The sequence below is a fragment of the Mesorhizobium sp. L2C066B000 genome (genome assembly GCF_000502335.1).
Classification (GTDB): Bacteria; Pseudomonadota; Alphaproteobacteria; order Rhizobiales; family Rhizobiaceae; genus Mesorhizobium.
Genome location: NZ_AYWZ01000004.1, coordinates 329,392 through 349,941 on the forward strand (window position 1 = coordinate 329,392; position 20,550 = coordinate 349,941).

At 62.7% G+C, this 20,550-nt stretch carries 15 protein-coding genes, 1 tRNA gene and 2 pseudogenes; 7 read left to right on the forward strand and 11 right to left on the reverse strand.

Features of this window, described 5'->3' with window-relative positions:
* The first annotated feature begins 183 nt into the window (after positions 1–183).
* Positions 184–465 carry a hypothetical protein gene (locus X733_RS152335; protein ID WP_031193250.1) on the forward strand — a complete coding sequence of 94 codons (282 nt, stop codon included), beginning with the start codon at positions 184–186 and terminating at the stop codon, positions 463–465.
* Between the two features lie 143 nt (positions 466–608).
* Here the strand turns inward: X733_RS152335 and X733_RS1000000170490 are convergent, their stop codons facing one another.
* Positions 609–953: a hypothetical protein gene (locus X733_RS1000000170490; protein ID WP_081726829.1), complete on the reverse strand. Its 345-nt coding sequence runs from the start codon at positions 951–953 to the stop codon at positions 609–611.
* A gap of 473 nt (positions 954–1,426) precedes the next feature.
* On the opposite strand from X733_RS1000000170490, the gene X733_RS152330 reads away from it, so the two are divergent.
* The 4 genes and pseudogenes from X733_RS152330 to X733_RS152325 all read left to right on the forward strand — a co-directional run bounded on the left by X733_RS152330 (position 1,427) and on the right by X733_RS152325 (position 2,558).
* Positions 1,427–1,744, forward strand: a complete 318-nt coding sequence (locus tag X733_RS152330) for a hypothetical protein (protein ID WP_023818670.1) — start codon at positions 1,427–1,429, stop codon at positions 1,742–1,744.
* 68 nt (positions 1,745–1,812) lie between these two features.
* Positions 1,813–1,926, forward strand: a pseudogene (locus tag X733_RS1000000169525) (oxidoreductase); the annotation flags it as partial.
* 165 nt (positions 1,927–2,091) lie between these two features.
* A pseudogene (locus tag X733_RS1000000169535) lies at positions 2,092–2,236 on the forward strand (glutathione-dependent formaldehyde dehydrogenase); the annotation flags it as partial.
* Positions 2,237–2,303: 67 nt separating this feature from the next.
* Entirely contained in the window at positions 2,304–2,558 is a 255-nt protein-coding gene (locus X733_RS152325; RefSeq protein ID WP_023823649.1) for a hypothetical protein, read from the forward strand.
* Between the two features lie 146 nt (positions 2,559–2,704).
* Here the strand turns inward: X733_RS152325 and X733_RS152320 are convergent.
* Together X733_RS152320 and X733_RS152315 are read right to left on the reverse strand one after the other, a co-directional pair.
* Positions 2,705–2,781 (reverse strand) — tRNA-His (locus tag X733_RS152320).
* Positions 2,782–3,128: 347 nt separating this feature from the next.
* A complete protein-coding gene (locus X733_RS152315) occupies positions 3,129–3,587 on the reverse strand; it encodes a phasin (protein WP_023669330.1) in 459 nt (152 codons plus the stop codon).
* Positions 3,588–3,910: 323 nt separating this feature from the next.
* Between X733_RS152315 and X733_RS152310 the strand changes: the two genes are divergently transcribed.
* A complete protein-coding gene (locus X733_RS152310) occupies positions 3,911–7,915 on the forward strand; it encodes a PAS domain S-box protein (protein ID WP_023818672.1) in 4,005 nt (1,334 codons plus the stop codon).
* Positions 7,916–8,179: 264 nt separating this feature from the next.
* Here X733_RS152310 and X733_RS152305 read toward each other — a convergent pair whose 3' ends face one another.
* Positions 8,180–10,150, reverse strand: coding sequence for an acetoacetate--CoA ligase (locus X733_RS152305; RefSeq protein ID WP_023818673.1), 1,971 nt, complete (start codon positions 10,148–10,150; stop codon positions 8,180–8,182).
* A gap of 366 nt (positions 10,151–10,516) precedes the next feature.
* Between X733_RS152305 and X733_RS152300 the strand changes: the two genes are divergently transcribed.
* Complete coding sequence (locus X733_RS152300) at positions 10,517–12,370, forward strand: AsmA family protein (RefSeq protein ID WP_023818674.1); 1,854 nt, start codon at positions 10,517–10,519, stop codon at positions 12,368–12,370.
* A 42-nt stretch (positions 12,371–12,412) separates the two neighbouring features.
* On the opposite strand, the gene X733_RS152295 is transcribed toward X733_RS152300, so the two are convergent.
* The 7 genes from X733_RS152295 to X733_RS152265 all read right to left on the reverse strand — a co-directional run bounded on the left by X733_RS152295 (position 12,413) and on the right by X733_RS152265 (position 20,540).
* A complete protein-coding gene (locus X733_RS152295; protein ID WP_023681869.1) occupies positions 12,413–13,231 on the reverse strand; it encodes an ABC transporter permease subunit in 819 nt (272 codons plus the stop codon).
* Positions 13,228–14,193 (reverse strand): ABC transporter permease subunit, encoded by a 966-nt coding sequence (locus X733_RS152290; protein WP_023818675.1) that lies wholly within the window; start codon positions 14,191–14,193, stop codon positions 13,228–13,230. Before X733_RS152290 ends, X733_RS152295 begins: the two co-directional genes overlap by 4 nt.
* 9 nt (positions 14,194–14,202) lie before the next feature.
* Positions 14,203–15,342, reverse strand: coding sequence for an ABC transporter ATP-binding protein (locus X733_RS152285; protein WP_023681871.1), 1,140 nt, complete (start codon positions 15,340–15,342; stop codon positions 14,203–14,205).
* 83 nt (positions 15,343–15,425) lie between these two features.
* On the reverse strand, positions 15,426–16,523 hold the full coding sequence (locus X733_RS152280) for a polyamine ABC transporter substrate-binding protein (protein ID WP_023669323.1): 1,098 nt from the start codon (positions 16,521–16,523) through the stop codon (positions 15,426–15,428).
* A 425-nt stretch (positions 16,524–16,948) separates the two neighbouring features.
* Complete coding sequence (locus tag X733_RS152275; RefSeq protein WP_023689324.1) at positions 16,949–17,902, reverse strand: DMT family transporter; 954 nt, start codon at positions 17,900–17,902, stop codon at positions 16,949–16,951.
* Positions 17,903–18,063: 161 nt separating this feature from the next.
* On the reverse strand, positions 18,064–18,963 hold the full coding sequence (locus X733_RS152270; protein ID WP_031193251.1) for a DUF2167 domain-containing protein: 900 nt from the start codon (positions 18,961–18,963) through the stop codon (positions 18,064–18,066).
* A 149-nt stretch (positions 18,964–19,112) separates the two neighbouring features.
* Positions 19,113–20,540: a helix-turn-helix domain-containing protein gene (locus X733_RS152265; RefSeq protein ID WP_023727761.1), complete on the reverse strand. Its 1,428-nt coding sequence runs from the start codon at positions 20,538–20,540 to the stop codon at positions 19,113–19,115.
* Positions 20,541–20,550 lie beyond the last annotated feature (10 nt).

Genomic DNA, 20,550 nt, shown 5'->3' on the forward strand with positions numbered 1-20,550 from the left:
TGGTTCCATTTAGGTTCCGGACCTTAGTCCCATAGTCGGTGGATAAGGTCCGAACCAGGGAACACGCAACCGGAAGCCACATTAGGAGAAGACCGTCGATCAAAGTCCCTTCATCGCCGGTTGAGGATCCCGCCGCTCTTACTGTCGAGAGCGCGGCGGGATCCTTACGCGCGGAGCGAGCACATGAGATTTGTCGAGATTTTCACAGATGTGCTTACGGCCCTGCTTCTCGCTTTATTCGTGTGCGGGATATTCGCTGTTTTCGGAGGCCATCTGGTTCCTCCACGCTACGCAAAGATGGTGTTGCTGCCGGACCTCGATAAGATGACGACTGCATCATCTACACCCAGCTTGCCCGATTCCATCGACTTGCAAGTTCAAAAGCGCCCAGAGGTGCAAAGCTCTGCCGGCGTGACACAGCGCGCAGTCGGTCTGGAGCCGCCAGTGCCATCCAGCAAGCGGTAAGAATCAGCGGAGGTTTTCGTGACTTTCAGCTATCAGAGAGCGTCGGCGATTATTGACAGACCCGGGCACCTGAACTTGGCTGAAATCGCCGCTCCAAATTTCCGCATCTGCTGTTGGATTGTTTTCATCAACAGGTCCGAACGCTATGGCGAAGCAGGTTGAGTTGGCGGCGTTCCTGGCTGATCCCCGCCAGTGCTTGATCGCGGCGTGGGATCCTTGTCGAGCTTGGGATTTCGGTCCACCGGTTCGCCATTCACATCATCGGCCTTGGAGTTTGCAGGGTCCGTTTGGCCAGGATTTGGGCTGTAAGTATCTGGCGATGGAACCCGGCTGTTTTGTTGCGTCGCCGGTGTCTTAGCCTGCTCGCCATAGATTTCAGCGATCCCCCAGGCAACGAGCGCCAAGACAAGGCCTGCCAAGAGCACGCCAAGGACCGGTCGCCCCAAGCCACCCTGCCTGGCCCGCTTTTCCGGAATGTTTCTGCTCATGATCGCAACCTTGGGCTAAGAGGAGTGGCCCGCGCTCCAGGAGCGAAGACGCGGGCAGTCAAGGGCTCCGGCAGTCGGCCATGCGGCGAACAGGGAACTTGCTGCACATACCGAACTCGCTGGCGCTGTTGATGTTCCCACGGAATCCAAACAGCGCGCCGCCGGGAGCCGGACTGGCAATTTGGGTTGGAGTGGCTGGAACGAGCCAGCTCAAGGTTAACGAGCGGCGGTGTGCGTAAGCGGGCATTGCGAGCCAGACTGGAACTTTGCCGAATCTGCCGGGTTGCCGACCATGGCCGACTACAACGAGACCACCAATCCGGTGCTGACCGGTTGCAAGGCCCGCGTTGCCACCAGGGACATCTGTTTGAAGGCTATCTGAAATTTGCTCCTCTTTGTCGGCGATTCCGCCCAATGGAACATCCTGATCCGCTCGCGGTTGGGAAGCCCGGGCCAGCGGCAGGAGCATAATCATGAACGTCGAACGTAACCCGGCCGAAGACAGAGGCGATATTCAGTCTGGGGTGACAGAGGACAAGACGCCGGGATTCGACCCGGCGGCGGCGCCTATGGAAACCGATGCCGAAGCGGCAGACACCGGCGCCGTGCCGGTTCCCGCAACGACGGGCACGCCGGCTTTCGCTAATCAAGCAAGCTTCGCCAATGCAATGCGGCGGCCGGACGACGAGCGCGCTCCGGCCCCGAGTAAAAACGGCCCGGTGCTGGCCATTGTCGCGCTTGTCGTCGTTGCCGCCGTCGTGTTCGTTGTCGCCGCGATGCTGGCGCGATAGCAGATCCTGCGCTTGCGCCAAACCTCTGCCCTGCGAAGCGATCAGGGATGCGGTCGTGGCAACAGGCGATCAGCGGCTGGAAAAACAAGCTGCAGGTTGCAGCGGCGCATGGCACGCCGGCCGGCACCCTGGCCGAGCAGCATTGCGGCATGGCCGAACCCGGCTCGGCCGCCAAGGGTTGAGGCCGGATGCTCGTTCGAAGCGGGAACATTTCACATCAAGCCAAGTTCGGCTCATAGAGCTTGTCCTCAAGGAACAGCACATGCAGGCCCTCACATGGCACGGCAAAGGCGAGATACGCTGTGAACAGGTGGCCGATCCGACGATCCGGGATGAACGCGACATCGCTGCAGAAAGTTTAGAACGGCGATATCGACCCGTCATTCGTGATCACCCATCGGGCTGGCCTCGAGGCCGGGCCCGAGCTTTACAAAAACCTTCCGCGACAAGGAGGACGGCTGCATCAAAGTCGTGATGCGCCCGCACGGCTGACCGTTCTGCCCCAGTGGCCCGACTTTGTTGTCCGGCCGTCTGCATGCTGAAAAGGCGAGAGTTGAAAATGGCCAAGGACAAACCCGTATCGACAAACCCGGCCGCCACACCTTCGGTCAGATCGCCCGAGGCCGCCGGCCTGCCACATCCCCGTCGCGATGCTGAAGACAGCGATTCCGGCGCCAAGCCGACGGCACCCAAGACCGCTGGCGCCCAGCAAGCGTCCAGATCGCCGCTCGACAGCCGCGTTGCAAATCGCAATGCCGGCCGTCCTCGTCAGGCAGGCACGACGCCTCGGCCGACCGACGAACCGCTGGAGTAAAATGAAACCTAAGCTGCGGCGCGGGTATCCGCACCGCGGTGTGTGTGCGCAGTCAGGGTCTTCCTGCCCTGCCGACAGGGCCATACAGGTCTTGATCTCTCGTGGATCGTCGGGATCGGCAATCAAGACTTTAGCGGGAAATTCGATGGTACCGTTGGCTGGGATCGAACCAGCGACCTCCGGATCCACAATCCGGCGCTCTAACCATCTGAGCTACAACGGCACGTTCGCCTGAGCCAGATCGTGGTGAAAATTCATTCTCCGAGATCCGCTCTGTCGTTCGGCGATGCGTCCAATACGGTCTATCAGAGACTAATTCAAGGCCTTTGATAAGGCAAAGCCGGTTCTGCCAACAGGCGCCGGTTTTCTTCGGCAAAAGAAAAAGGCCGGCGGGAGGAGGTGCCGGCCTTTTCCTGTTACGAGCCAGCGGGAGGAGGTGCTGGCTGGTCACCCCGGAGAGCAGAGGGAGGAGGTTCCACTCGCCGGGTATTCATTTGGACAACTCTATCGCACACCTATTTGTCTGACGAAATGCGACGTTTTGATGCATCGCAGAGTTGTGCGCAATTATTAGGCGGCCTTGATGTCCTTCAGGGCCTTCTCGAAAGCGGTCTTGACCGGCTTGGAGACGTCTTCGGCAGCCTTCGAAGCAACAGCCTGGAAGTCCTTGGCCTGCTCGACGGTGGTCTCGACGCGCTTGCGCAGGAAGGCGGTCTGCAGTTCGACCACTTCCGACAGCGACTTGGCGCCGATGAGGGCCTCGAGATGCGAGAAGCCGGCTTCGGCATTGGCGCGCAGAGCGGCGATGGTCTTGAGCGACAGGTCGCTGGAAACGGTCTTGGCAGTCTCGAAGGTCGATTCCAGGACTTTCTGGGTCTCTTCGGCGCCGGTCTTCAGCTTGGAGTAGGCTTCCTTCGACTGCTCGACCCCCTTTTCGGCGAAAGCGCGGATCTGGTCGGTTGCCTTGGAAGCGTCGAAGCTCGGGAATTCGACGTTTTCGATGGTCTCAGCGGTCTTGGCCTTGGTCATTTTCCATCCTTTCGGGGTAGCGGCTTTGACAAAAAGCCGTCTCGTTCATGTATGATGGCAATATAGCGGTTTTTTTGTGCGATGCAATATCTTTGTTGCAGTGCACCATAAATTTCTTCCCATGCGTCACCCAAGAGGTTATCCAGGGACATTCCGAGAGCTGTTAACCAAGTGGCCAGAGATTCCACCTGCTTCCCGCCATGGCTTGTGGACCTTCGCCGCGCGGGCTTTTATTAACAAAGCGTTAACTGCAAATTGCCCGCCTTGTAGGTTCGCCAAGAGGGGTTCGCCAAGAGGTTTCACCGAAAGGGTCCGCCAAGCGCATGCCTTCCGAGAACTACTCTTTCCTCGATGTCGCCGTGCTTGATGCGGTTCGCCAGCGCTTCGCCGCCGGCGACGCGATCGCGATTCTGTCGGCCGACCTCGAACAGGTGATCTGGGCCAACGGCCCGGGCGCTGCGGTGTTCGGCTATCCCGATATCGAGGCCATCATCGGCGCCTCGGCTCAGCTGCCGCTGATCGCCAGGCGCCAGATCATGGCGACCGCGGGCTTCCCGCAGATCGGCAGCGACCGCGCCATTACGGTACGGCTGGCGACCGGCATCACCAGCCGCGCCGTCGGCTTCCTGGCCAGTGCGGTGACTATGCCGGACGGCGAAAGCGCCATCATGCTGGTGGTGCCGGCAGCGCAGGCCGGCTCGCGCAGTGCTGCCGACATTGGGACCCGCGCCATCAGCGGCTTTACCGAAGACGGCCATTTCATCGCCTTTGTCGACGCCGCCGGCACTGTCGAGGCGGCTTCGGATGGCTTTGGCGCGCTCGCCATCCGGCCTGAGACGCTGGCCGCGCTTGTCGCCGACGTGGCGAGCCAGGACGACCGCATCGTCAAGCGGCTGGTCCCCGGCGGCGCCACGTCCTATCCGGCCGGCTTCGCGCGCCTGACCGAGTCCAGGCATCTGCTGGTGGTCATCGACGAGGATCAGCTCGGTGAGGAAAATCCTGTCGGCGAGCTGGATCCCGAACCTGCTGCAGCGCAGGTCGACGATGGCCCGGCGCAAGCCGCCGCGGAGAACGCGGTAACGGTGGATGCGGTGGCTGACCACCCCACCGCAAGCGGGAATCAGGGCGCCCCACTCGCGGCCGCGCCTGATGTCGGGGAGACAGGTCCGGCTGCCACCGAGCATGATGCTTCGGCGTCAACCGATACAAAGGCGGACCATCGCGAGCAGACGACCGGCCGCGAGCAGGCGGCGAATGACAGCGCGCCGGCGCAACATGATCATTGGTACTTCCATGCCGGCGAAGAGCCGCAGGCGGGCGAGCCGGACAGCCCGGCGCAGGCCGAGCCGGACTCTGTTTCCCCGGCCGAGAGTGCGCAGTTGGACAGCAGTGCCGCTGCGCCCGCCCTGCCGTCCGACGCAGCCCCACCGGCTGCGCCTCCCGCCAAACGTGAGGTCGACCGCTCGGCGCCGCCGCTGCGCTTCGTCTGGCGCACCGACGCCGAGGGCAAGTTCAGCGCGCTGTCGCCGGAATTCGGCGACATTGTCGGCAAAGCCGCCGCCGACGTGATCGGCCGCCGCTTCAAGGACGTCGCGACAATTTTCGGCCTCGACGCCTCGGGCGAGATCGCGGGCCTGCTTGAACGGCGCGACACCTGGTCGGGCCGCTCGGTACTGTGGCCGGTTGCCGGCTCCGACCTGAAGATACCGGTCGATCTGGCAGCACTGCCTGTCTATGGCCGCAGCCGCGCCTTCGAAGGTTTTCGTGGTTTCGGCGTCGCCCGCGCCGGCGATGCGGTGGTCGATCCGGAAGCAATCGGCATGGCGCTGGTCCCCAATGGCGCGCCAGCGGCAGCAGCCGAGCCGGCCCCGGAACAGCCCGTGGCGGAAGCTCCCAAGGCGGCCGATCCGTTCGAGGGCGAAGTGCCGGCACTGACCATCGTGCCGAAGCAGGAACGTCGTTTTGCCGACAAGGTCATCCGGCTGGCCGAGCATCGGCAGCCCGCCAACGACAAGCAGCCGACAAGCGAGAGGGGCCTGTCGACGCTGGAGCGCAGCGCTTTCCGCGAAATCGGCGAGCGGCTGAAGAAGGACAATCCCCCGCCGGAGCAGCCGGAGACTGCCAAGCAGGCCGAACCGGCCAATCCGGATCAGGTAACGCCAGACCAGGCCAAGGCAGATGAGCCCAAGCCGGATCATGTCGAGGCGGACCAGCCTGAAACAGCCGCGCCAGCCCGACAACCCGCCGAGGTCTCGAGTCCGGACGAAGCCGGCCCGGCTGCCGTGGCTGAACCATCGGCAGCCGCACCCGAAAGCGAAACGGCTGAGGCCGAACCGCCGGAAAGCGATGCCGAGGACGAAAAGGACCTGACGCGGCTTGACGGCGAGCAGCCGGACGACGGCCTTGCGGACAGCGAAGCAGGCGAGGCGAAGGCGCCGACAGTGTCGCGCTCCCTGCTCGACTATGCCGATCCCGAACCAGGCTCCGTCACCGAAGACAGTACGGAAGCAACGTCGTCCAACGACGAACTTGCGCCGGCTTCCGAACCGGATGATACGCAAGCCCAAGAGATCGTCGAGGCCGCAGAGCCACAGCCGGTTGTTGCCGAGACGCCGGCCAATGCCGGTGAAGACGACAGCATGACGTCGGCCGACTTCCGCGATGCCGAGGACAATGAGGATTGGGCGCCGTCCGACGAGGCGACCGATTCCGCCGTGGAAGACGGGGACAAGGCCGGCGATGCGGACACAGTGCCGGCAGAACCACAGCGCCTGAAAGTGCCGCCGCTCAAGCTTGAGGGGTTCATGCCTTCGGCATTCTCGGCCGGAGATGAACACAAGGCCCCTGACACGTCGATCCTCGGCAAGCTGCCGGTGCCGCTGCTCATCCATTCGGGCGACGAGCTTCATTACGCCAATGAGGAATTCCTCGGCCTGACCGGCTATGACACGCTTGAGGACCTGAGCGACGCCGGCGGGCTCGACGCGCTGTTTGCCGATCCCTATTCAGAAATGGCCGGCGAAAGCGACCACACACTCAAACTGAAGACGCGCGAGGGCCAGGAATTTCCGATCGAAGCCATTTTGCGTTCGGTGCCGTGGCGCGCCGGCAAGGCGCTGATGCTGGTGGTGCGACGTACCGGCGATAACGAGCCGCCGATGGTTGCGCATCTCGCAGCCGAGGAGCAGACGCAGCCCGATGTCTCCGAACTCAAAGCGCGCATTGCCGAGATGCGCACCATCATCGACACCGCGACCGATGGTGTGGTGTTGATCGGCCGCGACGGCGACATCCGCTCGATCAGCCGGCCGGCCGAGGCGCTGTTCGGCTTCGACAGCGACGACGTCACCGGTAAACCGTTCGCCTCGCTGTTTGCCATCGAAAGCCAGCGCGCGGCGCGCGACTATCTGAACGGCCTGTCCGAGCCCGGCGTGGCGAGTGTGATGAACGATGGCCGCGAGGTGATCGGGCGCGAGGCGCAAGGGCGCTTCATCCCGCTGTTCATGACCATCGGCAGGCTGCCCAATGACAGCGGCTTCTGCGCCGTGGTGCGCGACATCACGCAGTGGAAGCGGGCCGAAGAGGATCTGACCCAGGCGCGCGCGGTGGCCGAGCGCGCCTCCTCGCAGAAGACCGATTTCCTCGCCCGCATCAGCCACGAGATCCGCACGCCGCTCAACGCCATTATCGGCTTTTCCGAGCTGATGGTGGACGAGAAGTTCGGCCCGGTAGCCAATGACCGCTACCGCGACTATCTCAGAGACATCAACCGCTCGGGCAACCATGTGCTCGATCTCGTCAATGACCTCCTCGACATTTCGAAGATCGAGGCCGGCCAGCAGGAAATGGACTACGAGGCGGTGTCGCTCAACGATACGCTGGCCGAGACGGTGGCGATGATGCAGCCGCAGGCCAACCGCGAGCGTGTCATCATCCGCTCCAGCTTCGCCTCGCGACTGCCGGAAGTCGTCGCCGACCTCAGAAGCGTGCGCCAGATCGCGCTCAACATCCTGTCCAATGCCATTCGCTATACGCAAGCCGGCGGACAGGTGATCGTGTCGACCGCCTATGAAACCTCCGGCGACGTTGTCATGCGGGTGCGCGATACCGGCATTGGCATGAGCCATGCCGAGATCGAGCAGGCGCTGAAGCCGTTCAAGCAGATCAATGCGCTGAAGCGCGGGCGTGGCGACGGCACCGGTCTCGGCCTGCCGCTGACCAAGGCGATGGTGGAAGCCAACCGCGCCCGCTTCACCATCACCTCGACGCCGGGCGAAGGGACGCTGGTCGAGGTCGCCTTCCCGTCGACGCGGGTGCTGGCCGAATAGGCCGGCGATTTCCGGGCGAGAATCCCGGACAAAGAAAAGGCGTCCAACAGGACGCCTTAAATGGGATTTGCTGTCACAACGGGGGCTTGAGCGAATCTGATCCTCAGGGGACGAGGAACGGGATTTCTCCCTCAAGTTACGTGCGACTATCGACGCCGGGCCTTAACAACTCCTTACCGGCCGTCCAAAAAATTTACGAATGTGTACCACTCATGAAATCTAGGTAAATTCGACCGACATATCTGGTTAACCATCCCGGCCGCGTCACTCAGCCAGCTGCGGCAGGTTCCTGAACAGCTCCAGCGCCTCTGGATTGGCCAACGCTTCCTTGTTCTTGATGGCGCGGCCATGCACCACGTCGCGCACTGCAAGCTCGGTGATCTTGCCCGATTTGGTGCGCGGAATGTCGCTGACGGCGACGATCCTTGCCGGCACGTGGCGCGGGCTGGCGCCGCTGCGGATCTTGGAACGAATGCGCTTTTCCAGATCCTCGTCCAGCGTCACGCCGGCGGCCAGCCGCACGAACAGCACGACGCGGACGTCATTGTCGAAATCCTGACCGATGCACAGCGCCTCAAGGATCTCCGGCATCTGTTCGACCTGATTGTAGATCTCCGCCGTGCCGATGCGCACACCGCCCGGATTGAGCGTCGCGTCGGAACGGCCGTGGATGATCATGCCGCCATGCGCGGTCCATTCGGCGAAGTCGCCGTGGCACCAGACATTGTCGAAGCGCTCGAAATAGGCGGCCTGGTATTTCTTGCCCTCAGGATCGTTCCAGAAGCCGATCGGCATCGACGGGAACGCTTTTGTGCAGACCAGCTCACCCTTTTGCTCGCGGATCGGCTTGCCGTCATCGTCCCATACATCGACGGCAAGGCCGAGGCCGGGACCCTGGATCTCGCCGGTCCAGACCGGTTGCGTCGGTACGCCGAGCACGAAACAGGAGACGATGTCGGTGCCGCCGGAAACCGAGGCGAGATGTACGTCCTTCTTGATGCCGTCATAGACGAAGCGGAAATCCTCCGGCGACAACGGTGAGCCGGTGGAGGAAATAGCCCGCACACTCGACAGATCATGGCTGCGGATCGGCTTGAGCCCGGCCTTGCGCACGAAATCGATGAATTTGGCTGAGGTGCCGAAAAAGGTCATCTTCTCGGCATCGGCGAAGCTGAACAGCACATTGCCGTCGGGGTGGAAGGGTGAGCCGTCATAGAGCAGCAGCGTGGCGCCCGAGGCCAGGCCCGACACCAGCCAGTTCCACATCATCCAGCCGCAGGTGGTGAAGTAGAAGAAGCGGTCGCCTTCGACGAGCCCGGCATGCAGCCGGTGTTCCTTGACGTGCTGGACCAGCGTGCCGCCGGCCGAATGGACGATGCATTTGGGAACGCCGGTGGTACCTGACGAAAACAGGATGTAGAGCGGATGCGCAAACGGCAGCCGCTCGAACGTGACCGCTTTGGCGGCAAAGGGTGACAGCGCCTCTTCGAGCGCCACGGCCTTATCGATGACCGCGGCGATGTCACGCGAGGTACCGAGATAGTCGACGATCAGGACCTTGGCTACTGTTTCGAGCTTCGCTGCAACGGCAGCGATCTTGTCGGCGACCTCGATTGCCTTGCCATTGTACCAATAGCCGTCCGGCGCAATGAATATGACCGGCTCGATCTGGCCGAAACGGTCGAGCACGCCCTGCTCGCCGAAATCGGGGGAACAGGACGACCAGACCGCGCCGATGGAGGCGGCCGCCAGCATGGCGGCGACGGTTTCCGGCATGTTGGGCATCATCGCCGCGATGCGGTCGCCCTTTTTCACCTTGAGCGACAGGAAAAGCTGCTGAAAGCGCGAGGTCAGCTGGTGCAGTTCGCTCCACGACAGCCGCCGCTCGATCTTGTCCTCGCCGCGAAAGACGATCGCGTCACCGGAACCGGTCTTCTTCAGCAGGTTCTCGGCGAAGTTCAGTGTCGCTTCGGGAAAGAACGATGCGCCGGGCATCTTGTCGCCATCGACGAGCACGGGCTCGCCCGCATCGGTCCCTTTGTCGCCGACAATGCCGCAAAAGTCCCACAGCAGGCTCCAGAAGCCCTCGCGATCCTCGACCGACCAGCGGTGCAGTTCGGCGTAGGAGGCGAAGGATGTGCCGCTTTTGGCCGCTGCTGCCTTCATGAACGCGGTCAGTGGTGCTGCGTCGATCTGGTCTTGCGTCGGGGTCCAGAGCGGTGCTTCGGCAGCCATTATCGATCCTCCTTGAAGCCCGTCGCGTCGCAAGATAGATATGCTTTTGTTTTGATGCACGTCGTTGTCCCGGAACCGCTGCACTCTCCGGGCGACATGCACTAGCCTCAGCTTTACAGGCGCGCTGTCCCAAAAACGCCGCGCCTCGTAGCAGGCTGAAGCTGCATCGCTTATGCCTACCACCGTGCGGCAGAGCAAGATTTTGTTCCGCTAAAACTCGGCCATATGTTCGCAATTGCCATCGCCGGGCCATAAAGACTTGAAATGCCTCAGCCCTAAGTCGTAGTGACGACTGGAAGGCGTGGTGACAACTGACGGTTACACCCGTCAGGCGATTTTTATCGGAATGAAAGCAACCGGGGCAATATGCCATCACCTTTGATCCGGCGCGGAATATGGGCGATCGGCGTTGCCGTGCTCGTCATCGCGCTGGTCGTCGCCGCTCTGCCGCTGTTTGCCTCGACCCGGATCGTGCGCGATCGCATCGCCTGGGAAATGAGCGCGTGGAGCGGTTTCAGGGTCACCATCGCCGGTTCGCCGCGCATCGAGGTGTGGCCGAAGTTCCGCGCCATATTGAGCGACGTCACGCTGTCGCAGTGGACCGAGACCGACGCGCCGCCGGTGATCGAGGCCGAACGGGTCGAGGTCGACCTTTCGGCCATGGCGGCGCTGCAGGGCGATGTGGTGTTTTCGACGGCGCGGCTGGTGCGGCCGACGATCCGGGTCCAGCGCGCCGCAAACGGCATATTCCTGCCCGCCATACCAACGGGCGGACGCATCACCCGCTCCATCGACACGGCGCGCGGCGTGGTCACCGCCGATCCGACGAAGCCGGATCTGAGCAAGCTGCCCGCCGATCCGTTCGGCACCGTGGAATTCAGGGACGGCCGCATGGTCGCCTCCGTCGGCGGCAAGGACGTCGAATTGCTGACCAGCCTGTCCGGCCAGGCGAGCTGGGCAGCGATGAACAGCAACGCGACCTTGTCGGCGACCGGAATCTGGCGCGGCGAGAGCGTCACCGTCGATGCCGCCTCGCCCAAGCCGCTGGTGCTGTTTGCCGGCGGCGCCGCACCGGTCACATTTTCGTTCAAGGCAGCGCCGGCCAGCTTCTCGTTCGACGGCACGGCCAGCATGTCGCAAAACGCCTATTTCGATGGCCAGGCGAAATTCGCCGCGCCCTCGCTGCGGCGCGTGCTGGAATGGTCGCAGGCCGGCATTGCTCCTGCTACGGCGATCGGTTCGGTCTCGATTTCGAGCAAGATCACGGCGACCGCCGGCCGCGTCAAATTCGAAAACACCGCGGTGACGCTCGACAACAACCCGGGAATGGGGGCGCTGGATTTTTCGTTCGGCGACGCCTTGCCGGTGATATCAGGCACACTCGCCTTCGATACGCTCGACCTCAGGTCGCTGTTTTCGGCCTTCACGCCGCTGGCGCCGACCGGCGAGACCGGTCCCGGCGATATCGACACCAGCTTCGCCGACCGGATCAATCTCGATCTGAGGCTGTCAGCGGCACATGCCTCGGCCGGCGCAATCCAGCTTGCCGACGTCGCCGCCACGGCGCAGGTGAAGAACGGGCTTGCCGTCTTCGATATCTCCGATGCGTCGGCCTTTGGCGGCAACGTGCAAAGTAGCCTGCGTTTCGACCGCAAACCGGAGGGCTCGCAGGTCGAGATCCGGCTGCTCGCCTCCGACATTGACGGCGCCGCTTTCGGCACCGCGGCCGGAATGACGCGGCTGGTGCCGGCCAGCACCGGCACTGTCTCGGTCATTCTCAAAGGGCCGGGCAAATCCTGGGACTCGATCTTCGAGAACGCGGACGGCTCGGTCTCTGCGACGTTCGGGCCGGGCGCGCTGAGCGGGCTCAATTTGCCGGCATTTCTGAAGCACACGGAACAGGGCGGCTTCTTCGCGCTCGACGACGTCTCGGACGGGACACTGCCGATGGACGGCGCCGAGCTCAAGGCCACCATCTCGAAGGGTGTGGCAAGGCTGGACAAGGCCGAGGCCAATTCGGCGAAATACAAGGTCTGGCTGTCCGGCATCGCCTCTTACGGCGGACGCGGGCTGGCGCTTTCGGGGGGTGTCACCCAGGCCGACCCGGCAGCGGCACCGGTCAATGGCCAGCAGGGATCCAACCAGTCGTCATTCTTCGTCGGCGGCACCTGGAGCACGCCGTTCATCTCGCCGATCAGCCGCGGCGTCTCAGGCGAATAGGCGGACCCTTACCGGGACCGCCCTATCCCTCGTTTGACGCAATCAACCGCGCTGCGCGGCCTGTTCGTCGAGCTGGCGTTGCACCTCACGCCGCTTGTTGGCGACCGAAGCGATGATGACGCCTACCGCCACGACGGCGATCAGGATGGTGCAGGCGGCGTTGATTTCCGGCGTCACGCCGAGACGCACCTGGCTGTAGATCTTCATCGGCAGCGTGGTGGCGCCAGGCCCGGAGGTGAAGGAGGCTATCACCAGATCGTCAAGCGACAAGGTGAAGGCCAGCATCCAGCCGGAGACGATGGCCGGCATGATCACCGGCAGCGTGATCTGAAAGAAGGTCTTTACCGGCGTTGCGCCGAGGTCCAAGGCAGCTTCTTCCAGCGAACGATCGAACGACACCAGGCGCGACTGCACGACGACAGCCACGAAGCACATGGTCAAGGTGATGTGAGCAAGCGTCACGGTCAGGAAGCCACGGTCGAGACCGACGGCAACGAACAGCAGCAACAGCGACAGGCCGGTGATGACTTCCGGCATGACCAGCGGCGCAAACACCATGCCGGAAAACAGGATGCGGCCCCTGAAGCGGGTGTAGCGGGTCAAGGTCAGCGCTGCCAGCGTGCCGAGCACCGTTGCCACCGTGGCGGAGATGACCCCCACACGCGCCGTCACCCAGGTGGCGTCCATCAGCCCCTGATTGTGAAACAGTGAGACATACCATTTGGTCGAGAAGCCGCCCCAGACGGTAACCAGCTTCGACTCGTTGAAGGAGAAGACGATGAGCAGCACGATCGGCAGATAGAGAAAGGCAAAGCCCAGCACGACCGAGGTGACGTTGAAGCGGCTCCAGGTGGCGTTCATTTGTCTTGCTCCTGGGCGCGTGCCTGAGCCTGCTGGAAGAGCATGATCGGCACGATCAGGAGCAGCAGCAGGATAACGGCGACGGCAGATGACACCGGCCAGTCACGGTTGGCGAAGAATTCATTCCACAAGGTCTTGCCGATCATCAGCGTCTGCGACCCGCCGAGCAGGTCGGGAATGACGAACTCGCCAACGGCCGGGATGAACACCAGCAGGCAGCCGGCGATGACGCCGTGCAGCGACAGCGGAAAGGTGATCTTCCAGAAGGCGGCTGTCGGCGGGCAGCCGAGATCCTTTGCCGCCTCGATCAGCGAGTAATCCATTTTTTCCAGCGACGAATAGAGCGGCAGCACCATGAATGGCAGATAGGAATAGACGATGCCTATGAAGATCGCCGTGTAGGTGTTGAGGATGATCAGCGGCTGATCGATGATGTTCAGCGACAGCAGCAGTTGATTGAGCAGCCCCTCGGGCTTGAGGATGCCGATCCAGGCGTAGACGCGGATCAGGAACGACGTCCAGAACGGCAGGATCACCAGCATCAGCAAGGTCGGGCGGATCGTCGCCGGCGCGCGCGCCATGCCGTAAGCGATCGGGAAGCCGACGAGCAAGGTCAGTATCGTCGAGATCGCCGCGATGATGACGCTGGTGACATAGGCTTTGAAGTAAAGCGCGTCCTGCGTCAGCCAGACATAATTGTCGAAGCTGAGTTCGCGGAAGCGGGCAACGAATCCGGAAATGCCATCCCTGAAATCGAGCACCGGCGTGTAGGGCGGCATGGCGATCGCCGACTGCGACAGCGAAATCTTGAAGACGATAATGAACGGAATGAAAAAGAAGAACAGCAGCCAGAGATAGGGAACGATGATGACGAGCCGGCTGACGAAGCCGCTGGCGAGCCGCGTCGGCAATGGTTTGGCCGCGGCCGATGGACCGGCGTCGGTGATGGCGATGTTGGACATGGCCGCTCCCTACCGCGTCAGCACGACGCCGGCATCCGGCCGGAAGGAGACCCAGGCGCGGTCGTTCCAGGTCAGCGGGTCCTCGGTGACTCGCGCCGCGTTGAGCGCGCTTGCCCTGATCATCTGCCCGTCATCCAGCCGGATGTGGTAGACGGTCATGTCGCCGAGATAGGCAACGTCGTAGACCTCGCCCTCAAGCGCATTGACTGCGTCGGCCGGTTTCTTCGACGACACCTTGATCTTCTCCGGCCTGATGGCGAAGACGATGTCGGAACCGGCCTTTGTATCGGTGCTGTTTTCGACGACGATCTGGGCCCCTGTCGCGCCGGTAATGCGCGTGGTGTTTGCCGCACGCTCGGCGACCTTGCCTTCGAACATGTTCACATTGCCGACGAAGTGGGCAACGAAGCGTGAGCTCGGCGCCTCATAGACTTCCGCCGGCGTCGCCACCTGCATCACCTCGCCCTTGTCGATGATGGCGATGCGGTCGGCCATGGTCATCGCCTCTTCCTGGTCGTGGGTGACGACGACGAAGGTAAGGCCGAGATTTTGCTGCAGGTCCATCAGCTCGAACTGCGTTTCCTCGCGCAGCTTCTTGTCGAGCGCGCCGAGCGGCTCATCGAGCAGCAAGACTTTTGGCCGCTTGGCAACCGAGCGGGCGAGCGCGACGCGCTGGCGCTGGCCGCCCGACAATTGGTGCGGCTTGCGCTTGGCGAACTGCTCTAGCTTCACCAGCTTCAGCATCTCGGCGACGCGCTTTTCGATATCCGGTCCCGGCATGCCTTCCTGCTTGAGGCCGAAGGCAATGTTCTTTTCCACGCTCATATGCGGGAACAGCGCATAGGACTGGAACATCATGTTGACCGGGCGGCGGTAGGGCGGGATGCCGCGCAAGTCCTGGCCGTCGAGAAGGATACGGCCGGCGGTGGGCTCCTCGAAGCCGGCAAGCATCCGCAGCAACGTCGACTTTCCGCAGCCCGACGCGCCGAGCAGGGCGAAGAACTCGCGCTCGAAAATGGTCAGCGACAGATTGTTGACGGCGGTGAAGTCACCGAACTTCTTGGTGACATTCTCGAATTGAATATATGGCTTGGCGTTCGGGTCGTTCCATGGCGCGAAATCCCTGCGGATGCTGCCAAGCGATTTCATGTCCCACTCCGTCCTGTTTTTTTGCTTCTTGCCCCAGAGAAGAATGGTCCCGGCAGATGACTGCCGGGACCATGTCGCATTGCTTACTGGCCGGTGACGATCTTGGTCCAGCTGCGCGTGATCAGGCGCTGGGTCTTGGGATCGTAGGGCTGGACCGTATAGAGCTTTTTCAAGGTCTCGGCGTCCGGATAGACCGCCGGATCATCCAGCAGCGCCTTGTCGACGAACTGCTGCGAAGCCTTGTTGCCGTTGGCGTACAGCACATAGTTGGACGACTTGGCGATCACTTCCGGCTTCATCATGTAGTTGAGAAATTCGAGTGCCTCGGCGGCATGCGGCGCATCGGCGGGAATCGCCATCTGGTCGAACCACATCTGGGCGCCTTCCTTGGGCACGGAATAGCCGATCTCGACGCCTTGCTTGGCCTCGACCGCACGGTTGCGCGCCTGGAAGACGTCACCCGACCAGCCGACCGCCAGGCAAATATCGCCGTTGGCGAGCGCGTTGATGTATTCGGACGAATGGAATTTGCGGATATACGGCCGCACCTTCAGTAACGTCTCCTCGGCCTTGGCGATGTCGTCAGGTGAGGTGCTGTTCGGATCGAGGCCGAGGTATTTGAGCGCCGCCGGGATGATGTCGGCCGGCGAGTCCAGCACATAGACGCCGCAGTCCTTCAGCTTGGCCAGGCTGTCGGGATTGAAGAACACATCCCAGCTGTCGATCTTGTCGGTGCCGAGTGCTGCCTGCACCTTCTTGATGTTGTAGCCGATGCCGACGGTGCCCCACATGTAATTGATCGAGTATTCATTGCCGGGATCGTATTTGGCGGTCCGCTCCGAAACCGTGTCCCACATGTTGGAAATGTTGGGCAGCTTCGACTTGTCGAGCTTCTGGAACACGCCGGCCTGGATCTGGCGCGCCAGGAAGTTGCCGCTGGGCACGACGACGTCATAGCCGCTGCCGCCGGCAAGCAGCTTGGTCTCGAGGATTTCATTGGAATCGAAGGTGTCGTAGACGACCTTGATGCCGGTCTCCTTAGTGAAGTCGTCAATGATCGAACTGTCGATGTAATCCGACCAGTTGAAGACGTTGACGACGCGATCCTCGGCATGGCCGCCAACGGCGAAAAGCGTCAGAAATGCCGAGGTTGCCGAAAGCCAGAGCGCTTTGCGGATCATGCTGTTCTCCTTTGATGAGTGTTCCTTCGCCAACTCGTCGCTGTTCGAGCGCGATTGGGCATTTGCTTCAGAGTATTGAGCTTTCCGGGCAGCCACAAGCATGAACTGCCAGCGCCGTCCGGGCGGTTCGACGAGCGGCAGATGATGGCTCTGTGTGCCCGCATGGCGGGCGCGCTGACGCCGTCAGAGGCTTTCGCCGCGGCGCTGGCAGGGATACGACGCTGTGGTCCGGTCTTGGTCCGACCGGCGGGGACACTTGGCAAGATAAGCCTGTCTTGTTGTTGCCGTGCCCCAGCCTGCCCGTGCCGCAGCAAGGTTGTCAATGGGCCGCGCGGGGAAGCTCGGTCAATAGGGCGTGCGGCTTCGCTAATTGGGGAAAGACGGGCGTAATTAGGGAAGACGGGCTCAACCAAGGGAAAGGCGGGTCAATTAGGGGATGGCAGGCCGGTGGTCCCCGGCCGTGCAGGTCTCGCCTGGCGCTTGAATTCAAGCGCGATATGGACGAGCAGCGCGGCGACCACCACCGCGCCGCCGATGATGGTGCGCACCGAGGGCACCTCGCCATGAACGAGCCAGACCCAGATCGGTCCGAGGATCGGCTCGAACGTGCCGAGGAGTGCTGCGATCGCCGCCGGAACCAGCCTCGCGCCGGTGGCGAAGAAGGCAAGGCCCAGGCCGAGATTGATGACGCCGAAGGCAAACAGGAAAGCCATGTCGTGGGCCGACGTGGCAAACTGCGTGGCTTGCGATGCGGCGAAAGCCGCTGCCAGCATCGTGCCGAGGCACGTCGCCGGCGTCATGCGCACATGGGCGAAGCGCCGGGTGATGACGGTGGCAATCGAGAACATGACGGCGATCAGCAGCGACAGCCCGTCGCCGATCGGCGATACGGCGCCGTCGAGCGATTCCGACACCATGATGGCGACGCCGGCGATGACGGCGGCGATCGCCACCCAGGTCGCGACGGCGACGCGTTCGCGAAACAGCACCCAGGCAAGCAATGCCGCCAGCAGCGGCACACCGGCCTGCATCAACAGGATATTGGCAACGGTGGTGTAGGCGAGCGCGACAACGAAGCACGTCGACGCCGTGGCGAAACAGACGGCCACGGCAAGGCCGGGCAGGCCCATGTCGCGAAACAGCCGCAACATGCCGCGCCAGCCGTCGCGCCAGGCCATGAAGCAAATCAGGAACACAGCCGCCCACAGCGAGCGCCAGAACACCACCGTCCAACTGTCAGCGGTGTCGATGAAGCGGGCGATGGTGCCGCCAAAGCTCCACATCAGCGCCGACAGGAACACCAGCAGCAAGCCGACCCGCTCTTCGCGCGGCGAGACGATCGGCGATGCGGCGATTGGAGAAGATGCGGTATCGGTCATGGGGTGCGACTGTCGGCTATCTCGGGGCGGCATGATGCACAATGGACGACAGAAACGTGCCGCATTCGCCTAGCGCATAGGCTACCGCCGGAGGTGATCCAGCCCGGCATTCCCTTTGGCGCACCGCCAACCGGCAGCCATACGGGCAAACACCGCCGTTTCTAGGACGTGCCCTTGTTGCCGCGGATAAAGCGCCAAAGACCAGCCAAGGGTACCAGCAGCAGAATGCCGAACTTTTTCAGGGCGATGAGCGCGACCGCAATCAGGCCGGCCTTTGCCGCGAGTTTTCCAGCGATGAGGCCGCCAATGCCAACCGCGGCGACCGTGTCGGTGCCTGGCAGAAAATCGGTGTATTTCTTGCCGGTGTTGAAGTCCGCCACGCCCAGCACTTCGTCCAGGCTCTGCTTGATCTCCGGCAATTGTTCAACCGTAGCGATGTAGCTCATCACGAAGACGCCTTCCCGGCCGAGGAAACGGACGTCGTAATTGAGCGTGTGGACGGTATCGTCTCCGAACTGCAGTTCCTTGGCCCAGTGCAGCCGCTTGTGGACGAAATCATAGACCGGCGGCGAGGCCCAGCCGATCAGCTTGATCGGGGGAAAGCCGTCCTTCACCCGCTGATCGTTGGCCGACAATGTGTCCGCCTGCATGCTGCTCAGCAATTCGGTGTAGTCGATGGATGCGGCGTCGGCGTCATCGACATGGCCGATCTTTTCATAGCGCAATTCGATGCCCCAACCGTTGCCGGCGATGGGCTCGTACTTGGCCGGGAAGATCATGCCGATTGCTTCGGACGCGGTATCAGCCGGATTGCCCCAGGCCTCGGTCAGGACGGACGTCGCGTCCTTCTTGCCCAGAAAATAGAACTTGTCCTTGAGATCGAGATGGATGCCTTCGGGAAGGTCGACCGCGCCGGTCTTTGGATCGATCTTGTCCAGGAATGCCTTGCCGTCGTCACTATACTGTTGATAGTCCTTGAAGAATTCCGAGGATTTTTCTGCCAGAACAGGCCCCGCCAAAAGGGCAAGCGCCACGCCAAGCCACAAAGCTTTCCTGTTCATAAGCCGTCCCCCCTTGGCTGCCCTGCAGCTCACCTTCGATAGCGCAGCGCCGATGCTTAATCAATATTTGGTTCGGCGATGGTTCGGGCCGCGCTCTATTGCTTAGCGCAAACAGCTGCGGTCTTCCGCGACCTCCTGCCCGAGAAGCATCACTGGAAATCGAAGGCGCTCAGGCCCGTCGCCATCTCGTCCAGGCCCAGCGGACGGGTCACCGGCGGCTCGGCGCGGGCGAGGCAGCCGATGCGTTCGCACAGCCGACAAGCGGGACCGACCGGCGTGGCGGCGCCCTGTCCGGCCTTTGCCGGCAGCCCGGCGCCATAGACGATCTCGTCGCGAAAGCCGATATCGCAGCCCAACAGCAGCGCGGTGCGGCGCGGGCGCTCGGAGAACGAACCCTGCGGCCCCTCGAGCGTGCGTGCGATGCAGAGGAACTCGGCGCCGTCGGGCATTTCCACCGCCTCGACCAGGATCTGGCCAGGCGAAGCGAAAGCGGCATGGACCGGCAGTTTCGGGCAGCCGCCGCCAAAGCGGCTTTGCGGAAAGCCCTGGCCGCCGGCCTTGCGGAAGCGGTTGCCGGCATTGTCGACCTCGAGCATGAAGAACGGCACTCCGGACAAGCCAGGACGCTGCAGCATGGTCAGGCGGTTCGCCGCCTGTTCGAAGGAGACGCCGAAACGCGAGCGCAGCACATCGATGTCGTAACGAGCCCGCACGGCGGCGGCATGAAAGGCCTGATAGGGCATCATCAAGGCATGGGCGGCGTAGCGGCCGAACTCGAAGCGGGCGAGCCGGCGGGCTTCGTCCGTACCGAGCTTCAGCGCCTGAATTTCGCCGGCGATCGCGACCGTCATGCGGATCAGGCAGGCCTCCATGGCGACTTCGCGCAACTGGTCGAACGGCGACAGCCGCTCCGATAGAAAAAGACGCTGCGAATGACGGTCATAACGGCGGCGCCAGTTCGGCATGGTGGCGACCGGCAGAACCTTGACGACGATGCCATACTCGCGCTTCAGCCACGCCTTCAGCGCGCCGAACAGATCGTCGCCGGGGTCGAGCATCGAGGTGAAGGCCTCGGCCTCTTCCTCCAGTGCTGCAAAATGGTTCGGCCGGCGCTCGAAAATCTCGTGCACTTCGTCGATCGGCAGCCGCGCACCGGACAGCGCCGTGGCGCGGCCCTCGCGCGCCAGAAGCTCGTTGAGATCGGACAGCCGCTCGGCCTGCTCGCGGTAAGCGCGAAACAGTTTTATCATCGCAGCCGATGCGTTGGGGGCTGCCTCGGCCAGTTCGATCAGTTCCTGGTCGCCCGGCAGCTCACCGGCAAGCAGCGGGTCGCCGAACACTTCCTTCAAGGCCGAGATCGACCCTCTCGCCTCACCCTGCAATTCATGCGGGTCGACCTTGTAGACAGAGGCCAGCTTCAGGATCAGTTGCACCGTCAGCGGCCGCTGGTTGCGCTCGATCAGGTTGAGATAGGACGGCGAGATGCCGAGCCCCTCGGCCATCGCCGTCTGGGTCAGGCCTTTGGCGATGCGGATGCGGCGGATGCGCGGCCCGGCGAATATCTTCTGGTCGGCCACCGGCTTTCCT

What these genes read in the sequence shown, in the direction of transcription:
- X733_RS152295 (WP_023681869.1), bottom strand. Translation starts at nt 13,231, where the DNA reads ATGAACGCCACCTGGAGCCGCTTCAACGTCACCTCGGTCGTGCTGGGC.
- X733_RS152280 (WP_023669323.1), bottom strand. Translation starts at nt 16,523, where the DNA reads ATGATCCGCAAAGCGCTCTGGCTTTCGGCAACCTCGGCATTTCTGACG.
- X733_RS152315 (WP_023669330.1), bottom strand. Translation starts at nt 3,587, where the DNA reads ATGACCAAGGCCAAGACCGCTGAGACCATCGAAAACGTCGAATTCCCG.
- X733_RS152270 (WP_031193251.1), bottom strand. Translation starts at nt 18,963, where the DNA reads ATGAACAGGAAAGCTTTGTGGCTTGGCGTGGCGCTTGCCCTTTTGGCG.
- X733_RS1000000170490 (WP_081726829.1), bottom strand. Translation starts at nt 953, where the DNA reads ATGAGCAGAAACATTCCGGAAAAGCGGGCCAGGCAGGGTGGCTTGGGG.
- X733_RS152310 (WP_023818672.1), top strand. Translation starts at nt 3,911, where the DNA reads ATGCCTTCCGAGAACTACTCTTTCCTCGATGTCGCCGTGCTTGATGCG.
- X733_RS152335 (WP_031193250.1), top strand. Translation starts at nt 184, where the DNA reads ATGAGATTTGTCGAGATTTTCACAGATGTGCTTACGGCCCTGCTTCTC.
- X733_RS152325 (WP_023823649.1), top strand. Translation starts at nt 2,304, where the DNA reads ATGGCCAAGGACAAACCCGTATCGACAAACCCGGCCGCCACACCTTCG.
- X733_RS152305 (WP_023818673.1), bottom strand. Translation starts at nt 10,150, where the DNA reads ATGGCTGCCGAAGCACCGCTCTGGACCCCGACGCAAGACCAGATCGAC.
- X733_RS152285 (WP_023681871.1), bottom strand. Translation starts at nt 15,342, where the DNA reads ATGAAATCGCTTGGCAGCATCCGCAGGGATTTCGCGCCATGGAACGAC.
- X733_RS152275 (WP_023689324.1), bottom strand. Translation starts at nt 17,902, where the DNA reads ATGACCGATACCGCATCTTCTCCAATCGCCGCATCGCCGATCGTCTCG.
- X733_RS152290 (WP_023818675.1), bottom strand. Translation starts at nt 14,193, where the DNA reads ATGTCCAACATCGCCATCACCGACGCCGGTCCATCGGCCGCGGCCAAA.
- X733_RS152300 (WP_023818674.1), top strand. Translation starts at nt 10,517, where the DNA reads ATGCCATCACCTTTGATCCGGCGCGGAATATGGGCGATCGGCGTTGCC.
- X733_RS152330 (WP_023818670.1), top strand. Translation starts at nt 1,427, where the DNA reads ATGAACGTCGAACGTAACCCGGCCGAAGACAGAGGCGATATTCAGTCT.